The sequence below is a fragment of the Polaribacter sp. M10 genome, assembly GCF_054968445.1.
The window spans coordinates 89,205-107,243 of sequence record NZ_JBSSBG010000006.1; the positions used below are offsets into that span (position 1 = coordinate 89,205).

15 protein-coding genes and 1 pseudogene are annotated in these 18,039 nt (G+C 28.9%); 7 read left to right on the top strand and 9 right to left on the bottom strand.

Annotated features, from left to right (window positions below):
• Window positions 1-17 precede the first annotated feature (17 nt).
• The 6 genes from ACWYN7_RS08025 to ACWYN7_RS08050 all read right to left on the bottom strand — a co-directional run bounded on the left by ACWYN7_RS08025 (window position 18) and on the right by ACWYN7_RS08050 (window position 6,815).
• Entirely contained in the window at window positions 18-932 is a 915-nt protein-coding gene (locus ACWYN7_RS08025; RefSeq protein ID WP_462859409.1) for a DMT family transporter, read from the bottom strand.
• Window positions 919-2,010 carry an LptF/LptG family permease gene (locus ACWYN7_RS08030; protein WP_462859410.1) on the bottom strand — a complete coding sequence of 364 codons (1,092 nt, stop codon included), beginning with the start codon at window positions 2,008-2,010 and terminating at the stop codon, window positions 919-921. Before ACWYN7_RS08030 ends, ACWYN7_RS08025 begins: the two co-directional genes overlap by 14 nt.
• Before the next feature lie 79 nt (window positions 2,011-2,089).
• Complete coding sequence (gene tgt, locus ACWYN7_RS08035) at window positions 2,090-3,220, bottom strand: tRNA guanosine(34) transglycosylase Tgt (protein ID WP_462859411.1); 1,131 nt, start codon at window positions 3,218-3,220, stop codon at window positions 2,090-2,092.
• 61 nt (window positions 3,221-3,281) lie between these two features.
• Entirely contained in the window at window positions 3,282-4,175 is an 894-nt protein-coding gene (rluF, locus tag ACWYN7_RS08040; RefSeq protein WP_462859412.1) for a 23S rRNA pseudouridine(2604) synthase RluF, read from the bottom strand.
• Window positions 4,176-4,246: 71 nt separating this feature from the next.
• The gene (locus ACWYN7_RS08045; protein WP_462859413.1) at window positions 4,247-5,491 is read right to left on the bottom strand and encodes a hypothetical protein; all 1,245 of its coding nucleotides are present in this window, start codon (window positions 5,489-5,491) and stop codon (window positions 4,247-4,249) included.
• Between the two features lies 1 nt (window position 5,492).
• Window positions 5,493-6,815: a DUF4270 family protein gene (locus ACWYN7_RS08050; protein ID WP_462859414.1), complete on the bottom strand. Its 1,323-nt coding sequence runs from the start codon at window positions 6,813-6,815 to the stop codon at window positions 5,493-5,495.
• Between the two features lie 247 nt (window positions 6,816-7,062).
• Between ACWYN7_RS08050 and ACWYN7_RS08055 the strand changes: the two genes are divergently transcribed.
• From ACWYN7_RS08055 to ACWYN7_RS08065, 3 genes are all read left to right on the top strand, one after another.
• On the top strand, window positions 7,063-8,076 hold the full coding sequence (locus tag ACWYN7_RS08055) for a Kelch repeat-containing protein (protein WP_462859415.1): 1,014 nt from the start codon (window positions 7,063-7,065) through the stop codon (window positions 8,074-8,076).
• Window positions 8,077-8,220: 144 nt separating this feature from the next.
• Window positions 8,221-9,261 (top strand): sensor histidine kinase, encoded by a 1,041-nt coding sequence (locus ACWYN7_RS08060; protein ID WP_462859416.1) that lies wholly within the window; start codon window positions 8,221-8,223, stop codon window positions 9,259-9,261.
• Window positions 9,262-9,966: a LytR/AlgR family response regulator transcription factor gene (locus ACWYN7_RS08065; RefSeq protein WP_462859417.1), complete on the top strand. Its 705-nt coding sequence runs from the start codon at window positions 9,262-9,264 to the stop codon at window positions 9,964-9,966.
• Between the two features lies 1 nt (window position 9,967).
• On the opposite strand, the gene ACWYN7_RS08070 is transcribed toward ACWYN7_RS08065, so the two are convergent.
• Window positions 9,968-10,570, bottom strand: a complete 603-nt coding sequence (locus ACWYN7_RS08070) for an alpha-ketoglutarate-dependent dioxygenase AlkB family protein (protein ID WP_462859418.1) — start codon at window positions 10,568-10,570, stop codon at window positions 9,968-9,970.
• A 203-nt stretch (window positions 10,571-10,773) separates the two neighbouring features.
• On the opposite strand from ACWYN7_RS08070, the gene uvrB reads away from it, so the two are divergent.
• The 4 genes and pseudogenes from uvrB to ACWYN7_RS08090 all read left to right on the top strand — a co-directional run bounded on the left by uvrB (window position 10,774) and on the right by ACWYN7_RS08090 (window position 15,555).
• A complete protein-coding gene (gene uvrB, locus ACWYN7_RS08075; protein ID WP_462859419.1) occupies window positions 10,774-12,762 on the top strand; it encodes an excinuclease ABC subunit UvrB in 1,989 nt (662 codons plus the stop codon).
• A 67-nt stretch (window positions 12,763-12,829) separates the two neighbouring features.
• A complete protein-coding gene (locus ACWYN7_RS08080) occupies window positions 12,830-14,002 on the top strand; it encodes an outer membrane beta-barrel protein (protein WP_462859420.1) in 1,173 nt (390 codons plus the stop codon).
• Window positions 13,983-14,429 (top strand): annotated as a pseudogene (locus ACWYN7_RS08085) (RbsD/FucU domain-containing protein). The gene ACWYN7_RS08080 and the pseudogene ACWYN7_RS08085 overlap by 20 nt, the downstream one beginning before the upstream one ends.
• A gap of 388 nt (window positions 14,430-14,817) precedes the next feature.
• Window positions 14,818-15,555 carry a hypothetical protein gene (locus ACWYN7_RS08090; RefSeq protein ID WP_462859421.1) on the top strand — a complete coding sequence of 246 codons (738 nt, stop codon included), beginning with the start codon at window positions 14,818-14,820 and terminating at the stop codon, window positions 15,553-15,555.
• A gap of 5 nt (window positions 15,556-15,560) precedes the next feature.
• Here the strand turns inward: ACWYN7_RS08090 and ACWYN7_RS08095 are convergent, their stop codons facing one another.
• Together ACWYN7_RS08095 and guaB are read right to left on the bottom strand one after the other, a co-directional pair.
• Complete coding sequence (locus ACWYN7_RS08095) at window positions 15,561-16,442, bottom strand: YciC family protein (protein WP_462859422.1); 882 nt, start codon at window positions 16,440-16,442, stop codon at window positions 15,561-15,563.
• Window positions 16,443-16,476: 34 nt separating this feature from the next.
• Window positions 16,477-17,952, bottom strand: a complete 1,476-nt coding sequence (guaB, locus tag ACWYN7_RS08100) for an IMP dehydrogenase (protein WP_462859424.1) — start codon at window positions 17,950-17,952, stop codon at window positions 16,477-16,479.
• Window positions 17,953-18,039 lie beyond the last annotated feature (87 nt).

The following is an 18,039-nucleotide window of genomic DNA, read 5'->3' on the forward strand; positions in this document are numbered from 1 at the left end:
TTTATAACAAATTCATTTTACTTTTTTGCCTTTAACTTTAATTTGGCTTTTTGTTTAATTGCTGATTTATTCTTAATAATACCGTTTAATAAAACCACTCCTAATACTAAACTTGCTCCAAAATAAAATTCAGGATTCATTTTTTCTTTATCACCAAAAATAAACAAGGCCAAAACAATGGCATAAATAGGTTCTAAATTATTAGTGATAATTACAGTGTAGGGTGATAAATGTTTCATCACTTTAACAGAAATTATAAATGCATAAGCAGTACAAACACTACTTAGTATAAAAAGGTAAATCCAATCTGATTGCTGCAAATTGAAAAAAGATATCGAAAATTGATGATTTACCAATAGATATAAAGTTACGAAGACAGCACCAGATAGCAATTGATAAAAAGAAATTCGATCGGCGTCGTAAGTTTCTATAAATAAGCCATTTAAAACAGAAAATAAAGCTCCTAAAAACGAAGAAATTAAGGCGTAAATTATCCCTAATTTATATGCGCTTTCAAAGTTAAAAATAATGTAAAGGCCTAAAATTACCAATACACCTAAAAGTATTTCAATGGCTTTTACTTTTCTTTTAAAAAAAATGGGTTCTATTAACGATGTAAAAAAAGCGGCTGTACTCATGGTTACTAGAGCCACAGAAACATTAGATACTTTTATGGCTTTGAAGAAAAAAATCCAGTGCAAAGCAATGATAATACCTGTAAACAAAAACTTGGTTAATCCTTTTTTATCAACCCTAAAAGATTTCTTTTTTACAATAAAATACATGGCAATAAAAGCAACTGCTAATATCATTCTAAAGAAAACTAACGGAATTGCATCAATGGTAATTAATGCTCCTAAAATGGCTGTAAAACCCCAGATAAAAACAATGAGGTGTAAGAGCAAATAGTTTTTTAATCTACTTTCTTGCATTAAAGTAAAGATATATAGCTACACATCCAAATAGGAAGTTGGGCATCCAAACATATAAAAGCGAATTTACACCTGCTACTGCACCTAAAACTTCAGAAATTTTCAATAAAAATACGTACATAAACATCATACCAACACCTATAGCTAAATTAACTCCTGTACCTCCTCTTCTTTTTCTAAAGGCTAATGCTACTGCTATGATAGTTAAAATATAAGATGCCAATGGTAAACTGGTTCTTTTATGAAACTCTACCAAATATGCATTTAAATTTTTAACACCTCTTTTTTCTGAGACTTTTATAAATTTATACAATTCGTCTGAAGGCATTTCTTGAGACAGTGCTGATTTGTATATTAAATCTCTAGGTGTAAAGTTAAACACTGTATCTATTTTATTACCAGAATAAATACTATCTCTACCTTCATAAATTTTTCTTAATCGCCAATTTTGAATTCTAAATGAAGAATCTTTCTCAGAATATTTAATGTTATCTGCAAACAATTTGGTTTTTAACTCAATACCATCATATAATTCAGAAGAAAAATCATACCCCCTATTATTTTCTGTATTAAAATTTCTGATAAAAATATACGTGCTATCTGTTAGCTGTAAACTAAAATCGTTAATGTATTTGAACTCGTGTTTTTTTCTATCGCTATTTATGTATTCTTTTTCGAACTGTTTTCTGGTAGAACTACTGTTTGGAACAACAAAATGATTCATTACCAAAGACAATACTGTAATTAAAGTAGCACCAATAAAATACGGATATAAAAAACGTGTAAACGAAACTTTTGCATTATTTATTGCAATAATTTCGGTGTTGTTAGATAGTTTAGAAGTAAATAAAATTACAGCTATAAATAATGCCAAAGGCATAAAAGTATTGGCGTAATAGATGATAAAATTTTTATAATATTCATCTACAATTTGATAAAAGCCTAAATCTGCATGCTCTAAAAAATTATCAATTTTTTCTGCAATATCTATGGCTACTGCAATAGGTATTAAAATAAGTAAGGTAAACAAAAAAGTTACCAAAAAACGTTTTAATATGTACCAATCAATTATTTTCAAACCTTTGTAAGTGCTTTGTAGTTTGTAATTTCAGGTTTATTTTTATCAACTAAAAAAACCATCAGCCAAAAACTATTAACTATAATCTTTTATCCATTTGCACAACCATTTTATCTTTCCATTCTCTAAAATCGCCAGCTAAAATATGTTTTCTAGCTTCTCTAGTTAGCCAAACATAAAATCCTAAATTATGAATAGAAGCAATTTGTTTTCCCAACATTTCTTTAGCAGCAAATAAATGACGTAAATAAGCTTTTGTATAATAAGTATCTACACCTGTAATACCCATATCATCTATAGGTGTAAAATCATTTTCCCACTTTTTATTTTTAATATTTATGGTTCCATGTGCTGTAAATAGCATTCCATTTCTGGCATTTCTGGTTGGCATTACACAATCGAACATATCTATACCCAAAGCAATATTTTCTAAAATATTTATGGGTGTACCTACCCCCATTAAATAACGAGGTTTATCTTCTGGTAAAATTTCGGTAACAACCTCTGTCATCGCATACATTTCTTCTGCAGGTTCACCTACTGAAAGACCTCCAATAGCGTTGGCTTTTTGGTTTGAGTTTGCAATATATTCTGCAGATTGCCTTCTTAAATCTTTATAAGTACTACCTTGAACAATTGGCATAAAAGTTTGCTCAAAACCGTATTTGTATGGCAATTTTTCTAAGTGGTTTATACATCTATCTAACCATCTATGTGTCATGTGCATAGAACGTTTTGCATAATTATAATCGCAAGGATAAGGAGTACATTCATCAAACGCCATAATAATATCTGCACCAATTGTACGTTGGGTTTCCATAACATTTTCTGGCGTAAAAAAGTGCATAGAACCATCTATATGACTTTTAAATTTTACACCTTCTTCGTTAATTTTTCTTCTTCCGGACAAAGAGTAGACTTGATAACCACCAGAATCTGTAAGAATATTTCTATCCCAATTCATAAATTTATGCAAACCACCTGCTTGCTCTAAAATATCTAAACCAGGTCTTAAATATAAATGATAGGTATTTCCTAAAATAATATCTGGATTTACTTCTGTTTTAAGTTCTGATTGATGTACGCCTTTTACAGTACCTACAGTACCTACAGGCATAAAGATGGGAGTTTCTATAACTCCATGATCTGTTGTAATTGAACCTGCTCTCGCTTTGCTTTTTGGGTCTGTAAGTTTTAAATCGAATTTCATTGTCGGCAAAGATAAGACTATTTAAGAATTGAAAAATTAAAACATTCTTAAAGATTAGATTTTAAAATCTTCTTTTCTTTTTTGATGAAGAACCAGCATTTCTCTTTTTATTTTTTGGTGATGATTTTCTAAAAGAAGCACTTTTTCTATTAAAATCATTTTTTGTAGGAGCTGATTTTCTTTTCGGTTTTGTAGTTTTTGGCTTTTCTTTAACCACAGAAGCTTCTTCGGTTTTAGACGATGAAGCAATCATTTTATTAATTTCTTTAAGTTCTTCTTCTGTAAGTTCTCGCCAATCTCCTTGCTTTAAATTGCCAAGGGTTACATTCATAATTCTTGTGCGTTTTAGCTTGGTAACTTCGTAACCCAAATACTCGCACATTCTTCTAATCTGACGATTTAAACCCTGAACTAATATAATTTTAAAAACCTTTTCTGATACTTTTTCTACTTTACACTTTTTGGTAACAGTGCCTAAAATAGGTATACCATTGCTCATTTTTCTGATAAAATCATCATCAATTGTTTTATCTACAGAAACAATATATTCTTTTTCGTGATTATTACCAGCTCTTAAAATTTTATTAACAATATCACCATCGTTGGTTAAAAAAATTAATCCTTCAGAAGGTTTGTCTAAACGTCCAATTGGAAATAATCTTTCTGGATGATTGATATGTCTTACAATATTGTCTCTTTCTCTAGAATCTGTTGTAGAAACAATACCTATAGGTTTGTTTAAAGCAATATAAAGCGTTTTTGGTTTTGGTTTTAACAATCTACCATCTACCTTAACTACATCGTTTTTAAAAACACGATTTCCTAATTGTGTCGGTTTTCCGTTGATGGTAACCCTACCTTCTACAATTAATTTTTCGGCTTCTCTACGCGAACAAATTCCGGTAGAACTTATAAATTTATTAAGATTAGTTGATTGTTGATTTTTATGATCCAAAGAAAAATATTTTCAACAAAAGTAAAAATAAGATTATAATTTTACGCTTTAAAGATTTTTTAATTGCAGTACTAGTCAATTCTTTTTTGGCTAAACCAACTGCCTACAAAGTTTAAATTCAGTGTTATTTTATGAAAATTTTCTTGAATTAAGTTGTTATCTAAAGTACCTTCTTTACCATAAGAATAAGAAATATTAAAATTATTTAAACTATTCTTTTTCATTGGTAAGCCTAAACCAGCCGAAATAAAATAACTATCTATCTGTTGATTCGATATTTTTAAAAAACCAGTATTGTAATTTAAACCAAGTCTATATTTTACGTTAGACCAATAATTGTATTTGTTTTTATTTGGCAAAAACTCTACACCAAATGCATAAATAGATTCGTCTGTATAACGTTCGTTATTCGTTTGCTGATTGGTATCATTCCATAATAATTTTCTATAATCGATACTCGTGGTAAGCGTTTTATTAATTTTAGAAGTAATTCCTAAACCAAAACTTGTTGGCAATTCAAAATTATCTAAATCATTTTCTACACCATCTTCAATAATAATTTGGGCACCTGTACTTGTTGTTTTTGTGGAAGTTCTTGTTTGTTTACCAGACAAAGAAGTAGGCAGCTCAAAAGTACCACCAATAGTAGTTTCTACATTTTTTATACTCGGTAATTTGTACTGAAAACCTGTTTTTAATTTTACACCATTGTAATAATTTTGATCTAAAATTGAAACATAAGCGTCTGTAGAAATTTGACTTTCTTGTTCTATTGATCCGAAAAGAAAAGAAAAATCTACACCAACAGATAAGTTTTTTAACGGTTGAAAACCTGAAGCAATATAAAATTTATTTAACCCTCCTACTCCTGTTATTCTTGTAATAAAAGTATCTAAAGAACCTTCTACAGGGCCTACTATATCTATATTATATCCCGTTTTCGTATAAGGCAAAAGCCCTATGCTCATCCCTAAACTTTTACGAATTGGAAATGCAATAGCAATATGAGAAATATTACCATTGTTACTTGTTTCTGTTTTAGTATCTGTTTTTAGGGTTGAATAAGTACCATTTAAACCAAACTCATATAAAAAGGATTGTTCTAGCAAATTACCAAGATTTGCAGGGTTAAAAATATTTATTTCAAACGGATTTGATTGTGCAATACCTGTGTTTCCTAAACCAGTTAAACCACCTGTTGCTATTTTATTTTCTACTCCTAAACCAAATAAAGAATATGGTGTATTGGCATTATTTTGAGCAAATAGAGTATGTGTAGCAGCAATGAATACTATTAATAATATATTTTTTTGCATCTTAATAGTTTAAATATTTTACGGTTAATTTTACCTGATTATCTGTTGCAGGATTATCTTCTATAATTAGATTACTTACATTTTGATCGTAACTTTCGTAAATGAACATTAACGCATAGTTTAAATCGCTTTCTGTTTGTAAAATTTCTTCTACATATCCGCTTAAATCAACAGAATAAAAAGTGTTTTGGCTAAACTCGTCTTGATTGTCATTTAAATAAGCATAAGCTGCAGTTTCATTAATATCTGCCAGTTGTTTTACAAATCTATTTTTATGATCTACAACGTAAACTAACAACGATTCTGGTAATGGATTATCACTATCATAACTACCCAATAATGGCGAAAAAGTTAAGGTGGCACTTAATGAAGTGGCTTCGTTAGAAAATTCTAAAAGTTTTTTTATTGATGGTATTTCTACTCTTGATGCTATACCTACACCAGCTTGAATGTAAGTTGCATTGTTGGTATCTTCGCTAGATTTTATTTCTTCTACATCTTCGAAACCACCTAAAACAGAACTAGAAAAATCTGTTTCTATTTGATTAAATTGTTGTGTTGCACTCGATATTAAAAAATCTACATAATAACTATTATCTTCATTATCATCGTCTTTAATTGTATAATAAAGTCGCATGCTCGAATTCTTTTCTGTAGAAGTGGTAGATGGATTAACCCCAAAACCTAGTATATGGCTATCTACAGTTGCATCTGGTACAATTGCTAAACCTTTAAAATATTGCAGAAAATCATCAGAATTATTAATATCATTATCTACAATTTTATCAAAAATCTCTTCACCTAAAACATCATCCATTTTAATAAAAAGAGAATCTGTAGATCTGTTTGGTCTTGGCGTAAAAGTAGTTTCGCCTAAAGTTTCAGTATCGTAATCTAAAGAAGAACTATTGTAAAAATTTTCGCTGTCTTCGGGCTCAAAAGTTTCGGTTATTCTGTGCAATTTATAAGTTTGTACTTTTGTAGTATCACCATAATAATAGGTATCATAATTTAAAATCATACCAATAGAATCGTAAATAGCATCATTGCTAATATCATAAGTAGACGCCACCAATTCTAAGTAAGATTTTGCAGTTGTATTACCAAAATTGCTGTCTTTTAAACTCCCTAACAGAATTCTACCAGAACCCGCTGTTTGTAAAGAATCTAGTTTAAAAGTTCCTGTTTTTACGGTAAACGTATCTATAACTCTAATCTGTATATTATTATCAATAAAATCACTACCAACTTCATAAGTTGTTCCATCTTCAGTGCAAGATGTTAGATAAACAATACTTAAAAAACCTATAATTAAATACCTCATTTTACTTTTTAGAGCAAAAGTATTAGAGACAATATCACAAAAAATCACAAAATATATAAACTGCCCTTTTTTATAGATTTACTACAAAAAAACGCCTCTTAACCCTTTATTTAACAGCTTTTAAGAAAATTAACACTTGTTTTACACGTTCATCTATAAAATACCCGTGTTTGTCTATTTCATAGTTACACCCAATTATATGCTTCTAGTTTTGCCAATAAATACTGAAATGAATAAACTAAAACGAATGAAAAAAACAATTTTTACACAAAAAAGAGCTGTCCTTTATATAATGGCAATTCTATTTACCTCTACATTTTTTATAGGCTGTGGTAGTGATGATGATGATGATGATGAATATGGAAACTGGGTTGAAAGTTCTACTTTTGATGGAAATTCTAGAGCAAACTCAGTAAGTTTTACTATTGGAGATAAAGGATATTTGGTAACAGGTTATGATGGAGATGATTATTTATCTGATACCTGGGAGTACGATTCTGAAGGAGATTACTGGATACAAAGAGCTCCTTTTCCTGGAACTCCAAGAAGTGGAGCCGTTGGTTTTTCTATAGGTACAACTGGTTATATTGGTACTGGTTATGATGGTAATAATGAATTAAAAGACTTTTGGGCTTACGATTCTACTACAGATACTTGGCAACAAAAAGCAGATTTTGGAGGTACTGCAAGATATGGAGCAATTGGTTTTGCAATTGGTAATTCTGGTTATATTGGTACTGGTTATGATGGTAGTGAGCAAAAAGATTTTTGGAAATACGATGTAGCTACTGATACTTGGGAACAATCTGTTGGTTTTGGTGGAGAAAAGCGTCAGAACGCTTCTGTATTTACCATTAACGATGTTGCTTATTTAGGTTTAGGAATTCATAATGGTACTTACGAAGAAGATTTTTATTCATTTGATGGTACAAACTGGACAAGATTAACAGATTTAGATGATGACGATGATGATGATGATGACTATGAAATTTTAGTAAGTTCTGCTGTTGCTTTTTCTTTAGATGGTTTAGGGTATGTAAGCACAGGAGTGTATGGAGCAGTAACTTCTGCAACTTATTCTTACGACCCTTCTACAGATACTTGGGATGAAATTCCTGATTTTGAAGGAACAGCAAGACAAGATGCTTCTGCTTTTTCTTTTGGATCTACTGCATACGTTTTAATGGGTAGAAGTGGAAGTTATTATTTTGATGATGTTTGGGAGTTTAAACCTTACGAATTAGAAAATGAAGATGATTAATCTTCAACAACATATTCGCTAAATGCAAAAATGTAGAAAGGTTAATTTATTTAATTTTTCTACATTTTTTATGATAATTACAACAACCTTTTGTAAGTTTTTAAGAACAATCTTATATAGATTTGCAATTAAACATACCATAAATTGAACTTTATTAAACAAAAATCTTTTACCACAGTAATTATACACATATTGCTATGGCTGTTTTTTATCTTAATAACTGCCATTCAATTTTTTTACAGGTTCAATGCAATACCAGCAATGTTTTATATTTTAAATGCTGTATTAATTACCGTTTTTTATGTAAACTACTCTTTTTTAGTACCAAAATTATTACTGAATAAAAAAATTGGCCTATACCTAATTACATTTGTAGCTTTCTTTTTATTCTTTATATACGTTTTAGGTCCAATAATTTTAATGTCTAAGGAATTTCAACCTCCAAATGAAATTTTAGAAGAAAAAATTCTGAATCGTAAAGAAAATGGTCCAAGATTTGGGTTTAGACCACCAATTATGGTCATTTTATTTTTTGGTTTAAGTACCTCTATAAAATTAGTTTCTGAATGGTATAAAACCGAAAAAGAAAGAGCTTTAGTAGCATCTGAAAAAGTGAATTCTGAACTATCCTTTTTAAAAGCACAGTTAAATCCGCATTTTTTATTCAACACTTTAAATAGTATTTATTCTTTGGCTAATAAAAAATCCGAAGACACTACAGTGGCTATTGTAACACTATCTGAATTAATGCGTTATATGATTTACGAAACTAATCAAGAATATATTTCATTAACAAAAGAAATAGAATACATTAAAAATTACATCTCTTTACACCTTTTAAGATTAAAAGATTCTAGTGGAGTTCGCGTAAATGTTCATGGTGATTTAAACTATAAAATAGAACCACTTTTGTTGATTTCTTTTATAGAAAACGCTTTTAAATACGGTACAAGTTATAAGGGTGATACCAACATTAGAATTGTAATCAATGTAAATGATGACAAGTTACATCTTTATGTATACAATGCTTGTTTTATAACAAAAACCAACGATAAAAACTCTGGTATTGGTTTAGAAAACATTAAAAACAGACTAAATTTATTGTACCCAAAATTGCATACGCTTGAGATAAAAAATGAAAAAAAATCATTTGAAGTCAACTTAACCTTAAAACTAAAAAAATAGATGAAATGTATTGTTATAGATGATGAGCCTTTAGCTTTAGAATTGTTAGAAGATTTTATTTCAAAGATCGATTTTTTAGAATTAGTTGCTTCTTGCTCAAGTGGAATTGAAGCTATGTCTGTGTTACAAAATCAAAAAATAGATCTTATTTTTACAGATATAGAAATGCCAGATTTTTCTGGTATCGATTTTATAAAATCGTTAGATCAGAAACCGATGTTTATTTTTACAACAGCCTATTCTCATTATGCTGTAGAAGGTTTCAATTTAAATGCAATAGATTATTTGGTAAAACCTATTCCTTTTCATCGATTTTTAAAAGCAGCAACTAGAGCCAACAATTTATTATTATCTAAAACCAATACTGCGCCTTTAGAAATACCTAAAGAACCTAGCGATTTTATTTTTGTAAAATCGGAATACGAAAACATAAAAATTAATTTATCAGACATTAAATACATAGAATCTTTAAAAGATTATATTAAAATTTACACCAATAAAGAAAAACCAATTTTAACTTTAAGTAGTTTAAAAAGCTTTGAAGAAAGACTTGGTAAAACCAACTTTTTAAGAGTTCATAAATCTTATATTGTAGGCTTAAAACACATCTATTCTGTACAACGTAACAGAATAATTATAGATGATAAATGGATACCAATTGGCTTAAATTATAGAGAAGATTTTATTAAAAAGATCGATAATTAAACTACAATTCTATAGTTCTAAAGGTTAAATTAATTCTTGGCGAATTTACTTTTTTTGTAGGTGGTAATCTATGCAACCAATGGGTTTGTGTATCTTCTTTCATAACCAATAAACTACCTCTTTCTAAAACAATATCTATTCTTTGCTTTTTTTCTTTATGTTTAAAAGAAAATTTACGTTCTGCCCCTAAAGATAAAGAGGCAATTGCTCCATTTTTTTTCATCATTTTTTCGCCATCAGAATGATAAGCCATGCCTTCATCTCCTGAATGATATAAATTTAACAAACAAGAATTATAGGTTTCATTAGATTCTTGCTCTACAATTTCTTTAAGTACTAACAATTCTGGAATCCAGAGATTTGCTGTTTTTGTAACTTTAGAATAGGTATAAGAGTATTTTGATGCTCCATACCAAGCTACTTTTCTTTTGGTGATTATTTTTTTACCGAAAATAATCGCTTCATCATTTTTCCAATTTATTTTATCTAGTAATTGATGATAATACAAATCACACTGTTGCTTATTCAATACAATTCCATGATAATTGGTAACACCATCAAAAGGTAAAATATTGGTAATTGCATCCGAAGAAAATAAATCCATAGTATAAAAATAATCAAAATTAAGAAATGTCAGTTCGAGTGATTTCGATTTTAAGAGAAATTTTATCGAGAACTATTTGTAATTATCAAAATACTTTACTTATAACATAATGTTGATGTGCTTTATAGAAATTTCACTTATTTTTAGTTGTAAAATCCATACGAATTGATAGAATTTTTGAATAGGTTGTGTATTTTTACAAGATGGAATTTAAACTTGTATCTGAATTTTCGCCAACAGGAGATCAACCTGATGCTATAAAAGAACTTTCTGCAGGAATTTTAGCAGGAGAAAAATATCAAACATTGTTAGGTGTTACTGGTTCTGGTAAAACTTTTTCGGTGGCAAATGTGGTAAAAGAAGTAAAAAAACCTACCTTGGTCTTGGCACATAACAAAACCTTAGCTGCCCAATTATATTCTGAGTTTAAACAGTTTTTTCCAGAAAATGCTGTAGAATATTTTGTTTCTTACTACGATTATTATCAACCAGAAGCATACATTCCAGTAACAGGAACATATATAGAAAAAGATTTATCTATAAATGATGATATAGAAAGATTGCGTTTAAGCACAACCTCTTCCCTACTTTCTGGCAGACGAGATGTTTTGGTTGTAGCTTCAGTTTCTTGTTTATATGGTATTGGAAATCCTACAGAATTTAAGAAAAACGTAATTCCTATTCATAGAGATCAGCAAATTTCTAGAACTAAATTTTTACATCAATTAGTACAAAGTTTATACTCGAGAACAGAAATAGAAATAAAAAGCGGAACTTTTAAGGTTAAGGGTGATGTTGTAACGATTTATCCATCTTATGGCGATAATGGTTATAGAATTCATTTTTTTGGTGATGAAATTGAAGAAATCGAATCTTTTGATTTAGAAAGTCAAACTGTATTAGAAAACTTTGATGAACTGAATATTTATCCTGCAAACTTATTTGTAACCTCTCCAGATGTTTTACAAAATGCCATTCATCAAATTCAAGAAGATATGATGAAACAGGTAGATTATTTTAAAGAAATTGGCAAACATTTAGAAGCAAAACGTTTAAAAGAACGTACAGAATTCGACTTAGAAATGATTCGAGAATTGGGGTATTGTTCTGGTATTGAGAACTATTCAAGATATTTAGATGGCAGAGAACCAGGTACAAGACCTTTCTGTTTGTTAGATTATTTTCCTGATGATTATTTAATGGTGATTGATGAAAGTCATGTAACTGTGCCACAAACTCACGCAATGTATGGTGGAGATAGAAGTAGAAAAGAAAACTTAGTTGAATATGGTTTTCGATTGCCAGCTGCAATGGATAATCGACCTTTAAAATTCGATGAGTTCGAAGCCTTACAAAATCAAACCATTTTTGTTTCTGCAACTCCTGCAGATTACGAATTAGAAAAAACGGAAGGTGTTTTTGTAGAGCAAGTAATAAGGCCAACAGGTTTATTAGATCCAATAATTGAAATTAGACCAAGCATTAATCAAATTGATGATTTGATTGAAGAAATTCAGGTTAGAGTAGAAAAAGACGAACGTACATTAGTAACTACTTTAACCAAAAGAATGGCAGAAGAACTAACAAAATACTTAACAGGAGTTGATATTCGTTGTAGATACATACATTCTGATGTAGATACTTTAGAACGTGTAGAAATTATGCAAGATTTGCGTAAAGGTTTGTTTGATGTTTTAATCGGAGTAAATTTATTAAGAGAAGGTTTAGATTTACCCGAAGTTTCTTTAGTAGCTATTTTAGATGCTGATAAAGAAGGTTTTTTAAGAAGTCATCGTTCTTTAACCCAAACCATAGGTAGAGCTGCAAGAAACGTAAATGGTTTGGCCATTATGTATGCTGATAAAATAACCAATAGCATGCAAAAAACCATTGATGAAACTGAACGTAGACGTGAAAAACAGATTGCTTACAATACTGCAAATAACATAACTCCTACACAAATTAACAAAAAAATTGATAATACCTTATCTAAATCTGCCATTTCTAGTTATCATTATGACAATGCCAAACAAGTTGCTGCAGAACAAGATTTACAATATTTACCAAAAGAAGAAATAGAAAAACGCATAAGAGAAAAACGCAAAGCAATGGAAACTGCAGCCAAAAATTTAGATTTTATTATTGCTGCAAAATTACGTGATGAAATTGCTGTGTTAAAGGAGAAAATTTAAACTAATTTAACCTTAGCAAAAATTTAAAACACAAAACATAACTATTAAACCAAATCTTTAACAAACTATGAAATTAAAAATTACTATGATCATCCTATTCTTAGGGTTAAATTCTTTAGCACAAATTAAATTTGAAAAAGGCTATTTTATAACTAATGACGGACAAAAAGTAGAAGGACTTATTAAGAATAATGACTGGCTACAAAACCCTAATTATCTTATTTATAAAAAAACAATTGATGCTGAACAAAAAAAATTAACGCTTAAAGAAGTTAAGGGCTTTGGTGTTTATGATTCGTCAAAATATATTAAAGCCATTGTTAATATTGATAAATCTAGTAACCTATTAAAAGAATTAACTGAGTTTAAAGAACCTAAATTCGAAAAAGAAGAAATCTTTTTAAAAGTATTAATTGAAGGTGATGCCAATTTGTTTTCTTATAAGAACGGAAATTTAGTAAGATTCTTTTTCAACAAAAATAATTCTGAAATAGAGCAATTAATTTTTAAAAAATATAAAACTATAGAAGATAAAATTGCTGTAAATGATAAATTTAAGCAACAGTTGTGGGGTAGTTTAAAATGTAAAAATATTTCATTTAAAACATTTAAAAATTTAGATTACAAAGAGAACGATCTTATTCATTTTTTTGAAAGATATTACAACTGTATACAATCTGAATACATTTCTTTTAAAAAGAATAAAAACCAAGATTTATTTAATCTTACACTTAGAGCAGGCCTTAACAGTTCTTCTTTATCAACTGGTAATACTGCTTTTGATGCTGATAGCCCATATTTTCCTGATTTTGGAAATCAATTAGGTCTTAGATTAGGAGTTGAATTAGAATTTATTATGCCATTTAATAAAAATAAATGGGGTATTATAATAGAGCCAACTTACCAATCTTTTAAGGCAGATGTTGATCAAAAAAACTCTACTTCTGTAGATTATAGTTCAATTGAATTACCAATTGGAGTAAGACATTATTTCTTTCTTAATAAAACCTCTAAACTTTATGCTAATGGTTCTATAATTATTGATTTTAGTAATGGAGAACTCCTAAGTCAAGAAATACAATCTAGTTCTAATTTTGGTTTTGGAATCGGTTATAAAAGTCATGAAAAATATTCTTTAGAATTTAGATATCATACCAATAGAGACCTTTTTAATAATTATTTAAATAATTTTTCTGAATATAAAACGATGTCTATTATATTTGGTTATACAATATTTTAAAAACTTAGTAATACATCCAACAATTATGGCAGTTTTGGCACGTTCAGGTCATTTTGCTCAAGTAGTAATTGCAGATGGTAATTTGCCTGTTGGTGCTATGAATGGACCAAATTCTACAACTGTTCATCTTAATTTTAAACCAGGTCTATTAGATGCATTAACAGTTTTAGAAGGCATTTTATAGGTTTGCCCAATGCAAGGTGCAATTGTTATGCAGAAACTAGCTGAAGCAAATGCAGAAATTCATGATTCTTATAAAAAGCTTCTAGGTGATGTTTCTTGGGATGAAATGGAACGTTGGTCATTTTATGATAAAATTAGAGATCCTTTAACTACTTTAATCATTCAAACAGGAGAACAAAGAAGATTCGCCAACTTAATACTTACAGTTGGAGTTGTTAAAATGGCTGAAGAAAGTAATTTTTAATTTTTATATTTATATGTAAAAATTAAAATTATAAAAAAAAGCTATGAAACTTTTCTTGACCTTAAACCTATGTTTATTATTCTCATTCAGTCTATTTTCACAAGAATATTCATTTAAACAGAATGGTTACTATTTTACGAAAAACAAAACAGCTACAAAAGATTTTATAAATACCAATTATCATAAAAATTTAGATAGTAAAGGATATATTTTTAGCGTTAAAGCCATACTTTTTAAGGAACACAATAAAATAAGTGTTAGTGATGATTTTTACGGATTGTTTGAATCCAATAAAAATAATTACGAAGCTTCTATCAATTTTTTAGAAACGTATTTAAACTATTATTCCAAATTCAAATCCAACTCTTTTTATACCATAAAAGATAGTGTGTTTACATTTAAAATAGTTCCATATATAAATGAACCTATCAAAAAAAATAACATCAAGTCAATTCGTTATAAAGGAGTTTTTAATGATGAAAATAGTTTTACTTTAACAGAAAAAAACACATACGATCATAAAAATGAAATCATTAAAAGTTATAAAATAAATAAAACTTATATTTTTAAACCTTTCGTAATCAAGAAAGAAAAATATTTTAATGATGATTTAAAACAAATTAGCTTTGAAGTTTATAAAAAATTAGCAGAAGATGATTCAACTATTTTATTTGATGAAACTAATGATAGCATCATTTTTAAACTTGCATTAAAAAAGATAAAATCTGGTAGATTTAGTATAAATGAATTTGATAAAATAAAAAATCATATTGAAAATATTACTAAAAAATCTATTGATCAAAACAAAACTATAATACTAAATTTTATTAATTTAAGTTGTGATTGTCCTAATAATGAACATGCAATTTACTTTAAGAAAAGGTACAAGAAGTATTTAAAAAAGGTCGATAGAAAAGATAATATTCAACAACTTTTTATAGCTGTTAATCCTAGTGAAATTAACATTGGTTTAGATTACTTTAATGATAATAATTCATATTTAACTAAAACTTTGTTTAAAAAAATTCGTTCAAATGGATTTGTAATCCTAAAACCAAATGGAAATTATTATCTTGAAAGAGAAGGTTATAATTTTAATTTAAATAAAATATTGAGTAAACTCTAATTGAATTATCCAACTCCAATCTCATTAATCATATCAGAAGAAGGATTTTTTTGTTCTTTAATATCAAAATAAATAAAAACGGTAACTACTACTGAAAATATATAAAGTATAAATTTAGCAAAATAAGCAAAGCCAAGAAAACCTAAATATACTGGGTCTGAAAATATGCTAATCAATTCAGTAGCTTCTTGATTTTGAATCATAGCTGTCATATCTATTCCCATGTACAAAGTGGCTGGTAGATTTACAATATAACCTGCAACTCCAATTAATATTTGTACTACAATTAAAATTCCGAAAGTTTCCCACCAGTGTTCTTTTATAAATCCAAAGGAATCATTTATTGCATCGAAAACACCTTTGTTTTCAAAAATAAGTAAGCAGATAGATAAAGATAAAACTACACCTAAATATATACCTGGTACAAAACAAAATAATAGTCCAAAACCAACTATTATACTAACTAGAAAAAACAAGCCTACATAAGACCAAAAATTATCTTTAGATATGTTTTGTATTTCTTTATAATTAACTACTCCTTTATTTTCTATGTAAGATTTTATGTATGATAAAGAAGCCACTGTTACTAATGCATAAGCTACTAAATAAGCAAAAATAAAACCTATAAAAGGTATTAATAATTGTGAAAAATTAAAATTAATGTCGTTTTCATATTGATTAAATTGCAACAAATCTCCATATAATGGCATAAAATTCATTACAAAATACAAAGCAAAACCAACAGCAATTAAAACAGGAATTATAGAAATTTTAATAATTGTACCAAAAAAAGGTTTCCATTCTACACTTAAAAATTTAATAGTGTCAGAAAGCATATCACCTAAACCTCTAACTTTTTTAAAATTCACAAAATTTTGTACTTCCATTTATTCTGTTTTCAAAGCAATTTTTAAACCAATTTTATCTTCTACTATAATTTGGTGATTCTTTTGTAATAGCTACATCATGAGGATGACTTTCGTTAATTCCACTTGCTGTAATTCTTACAAACTGACCAGTTTCTTTTAAAGTTTCGATATCTTTTGCTCCACAATATCCCATACCTGCACGTAAACCACCAACAAATTGATGAATACTTTCAAACAATTCACCTTTATATGGCACACGACCTACAATACCTTCTGGAACTAATTTTTTAATATCATCTTCTACATCTTGAAAGTACCTGTCTTTTGAACCTTGTTTCATAGCTTCTACAGAACCCATACCTCTGTATGATTTAAATTTTCTTCCTTCGTAAATAATCGTTTCTCCTGGAGATTCTTTTGTACCTGCCAACAAAGAACCCAACATTACTGTATCTGCACCTGCAGCAATTGCTTTAGGAATATCTCCTGTATAACGAATTCCACCATCAGCAATTACAGGAACTCCACTTCCTTTTATAGCGTTTGCAACTTCTAAAACTGCAGAAAACTGAGGAAAACCAACACCTGCAACAACTCTTGTTGTACAAATAGAACCTGGACCAATACCTACTTTAACAGCATCTGCACCAGCAGCTACTAAATATTGTGCAGCTTCTGGAGTTGCAATATTACCTACAACTACATCTAAATTCGGAAACTTTTCTTTTAAACTTCTTAAAACTCTTACAACACCTTCTGTATGGCCATGAGCAGTATCTATAATTACAGCATCTACCCCAGCGTTTACCAAAGCAGCAGCTCTATCTACAGCATCTGGCGTAACACCCAAAGCAGCAGCTACTCTTAATCTACCAAAAGTATCTTTGTTAGCAATTGGTTTTTGAGTAACTTTAGTAATGTCTCTAAACGTAATTAAACCTTTTAAAACATAGTCTTTGTCTACAATTAAAAGTTTTTCGATTTTATTTTTTTGAAGAATTGCTTCAGCATCTTTTAAAGAAGTTCCAACATCTGCAGTAATCAAGTTTTCACTTGTCATTACTTCTACTATGGGTCTATTGTTATTATGCTCAAAACGTAAATCTCTGTTGGTTACAATACCTTCTAATTTTCCATCTTCATCAACAACAGGTATACCTCCAATACTATGCTCGCGCATGTTATTTTTGGCATCTGCAACAACAGCAGTTAAAGGTAACGTAACAGGGTCTAAAATCATACCACTTTCTGCACGTTTTACTTTTCTAACTTCTTGGGCTTGTTGCTCAATCGTCATGTTTTTATGTAAAACTCCAATACCACCCTCTCTTGCCATAGCAATAGCTAAAGAAGATTCTGTAACAGTGTCCATAGCTGCTGAAACTATAGGTACATTAATGGTAATGTTTCTAGTAAATTTGGTTTGTATACTTACTTCTCTTGGAAGAACTTGAGAAAAAGCGGGTACTAAAAGAACGTCATCATAAGTAAGACCTTCTCCTAAAATTTTGTTTTCGTGTGCTATCATTTTGCAATTAAGATATAATTGCGTGCAAATTTACGATTTATATTACAGCTATACTAATTAATTTAGATTCCTTTAAAAAACTTAACA

Bases quoted from the DNA above. Each gene is read 5' to 3' on its own strand.
- ACWYN7_RS08025 (WP_462859409.1), bottom strand. From the start codon at position 932: ATGCAAGAAAGTAGATTAAAAAACTATTTGCTCTTACACCTCATTGTT.
- ACWYN7_RS08080 (WP_462859420.1), top strand. From the start codon at position 12,830: ATGAAATTAAAAATTACTATGATCATCCTATTCTTAGGGTTAAATTCT.
- ACWYN7_RS08070 (WP_462859418.1), bottom strand. From the start codon at position 10,570: ATGGATTTATTTTCTTCGGATGCAATTACCAATATTTTACCTTTTGAT.
- uvrB (WP_462859419.1), top strand. From the start codon at position 10,774: ATGGAATTTAAACTTGTATCTGAATTTTCGCCAACAGGAGATCAACCT.
- ACWYN7_RS08065 (WP_462859417.1), top strand. From the start codon at position 9,262: ATGAAATGTATTGTTATAGATGATGAGCCTTTAGCTTTAGAATTGTTA.
- ACWYN7_RS08095 (WP_462859422.1), bottom strand. From the start codon at position 16,442: ATGGAAGTACAAAATTTTGTGAATTTTAAAAAAGTTAGAGGTTTAGGT.
- ACWYN7_RS08055 (WP_462859415.1), top strand. From the start codon at position 7,063: ATGAAAAAAACAATTTTTACACAAAAAAGAGCTGTCCTTTATATAATG.
- tgt (WP_462859411.1), bottom strand. From the start codon at position 3,220: ATGAAATTCGATTTAAAACTTACAGACCCAAAAAGCAAAGCGAGAGCA.
- guaB (WP_462859424.1), bottom strand. From the start codon at position 17,952: ATGATAGCACACGAAAACAAAATTTTAGGAGAAGGTCTTACTTATGAT.
- ACWYN7_RS08045 (WP_462859413.1), bottom strand. From the start codon at position 5,491: ATGCAAAAAAATATATTATTAATAGTATTCATTGCTGCTACACATACT.
- ACWYN7_RS08050 (WP_462859414.1), bottom strand. From the start codon at position 6,815: ATGAGGTATTTAATTATAGGTTTTTTAAGTATTGTTTATCTAACATCT.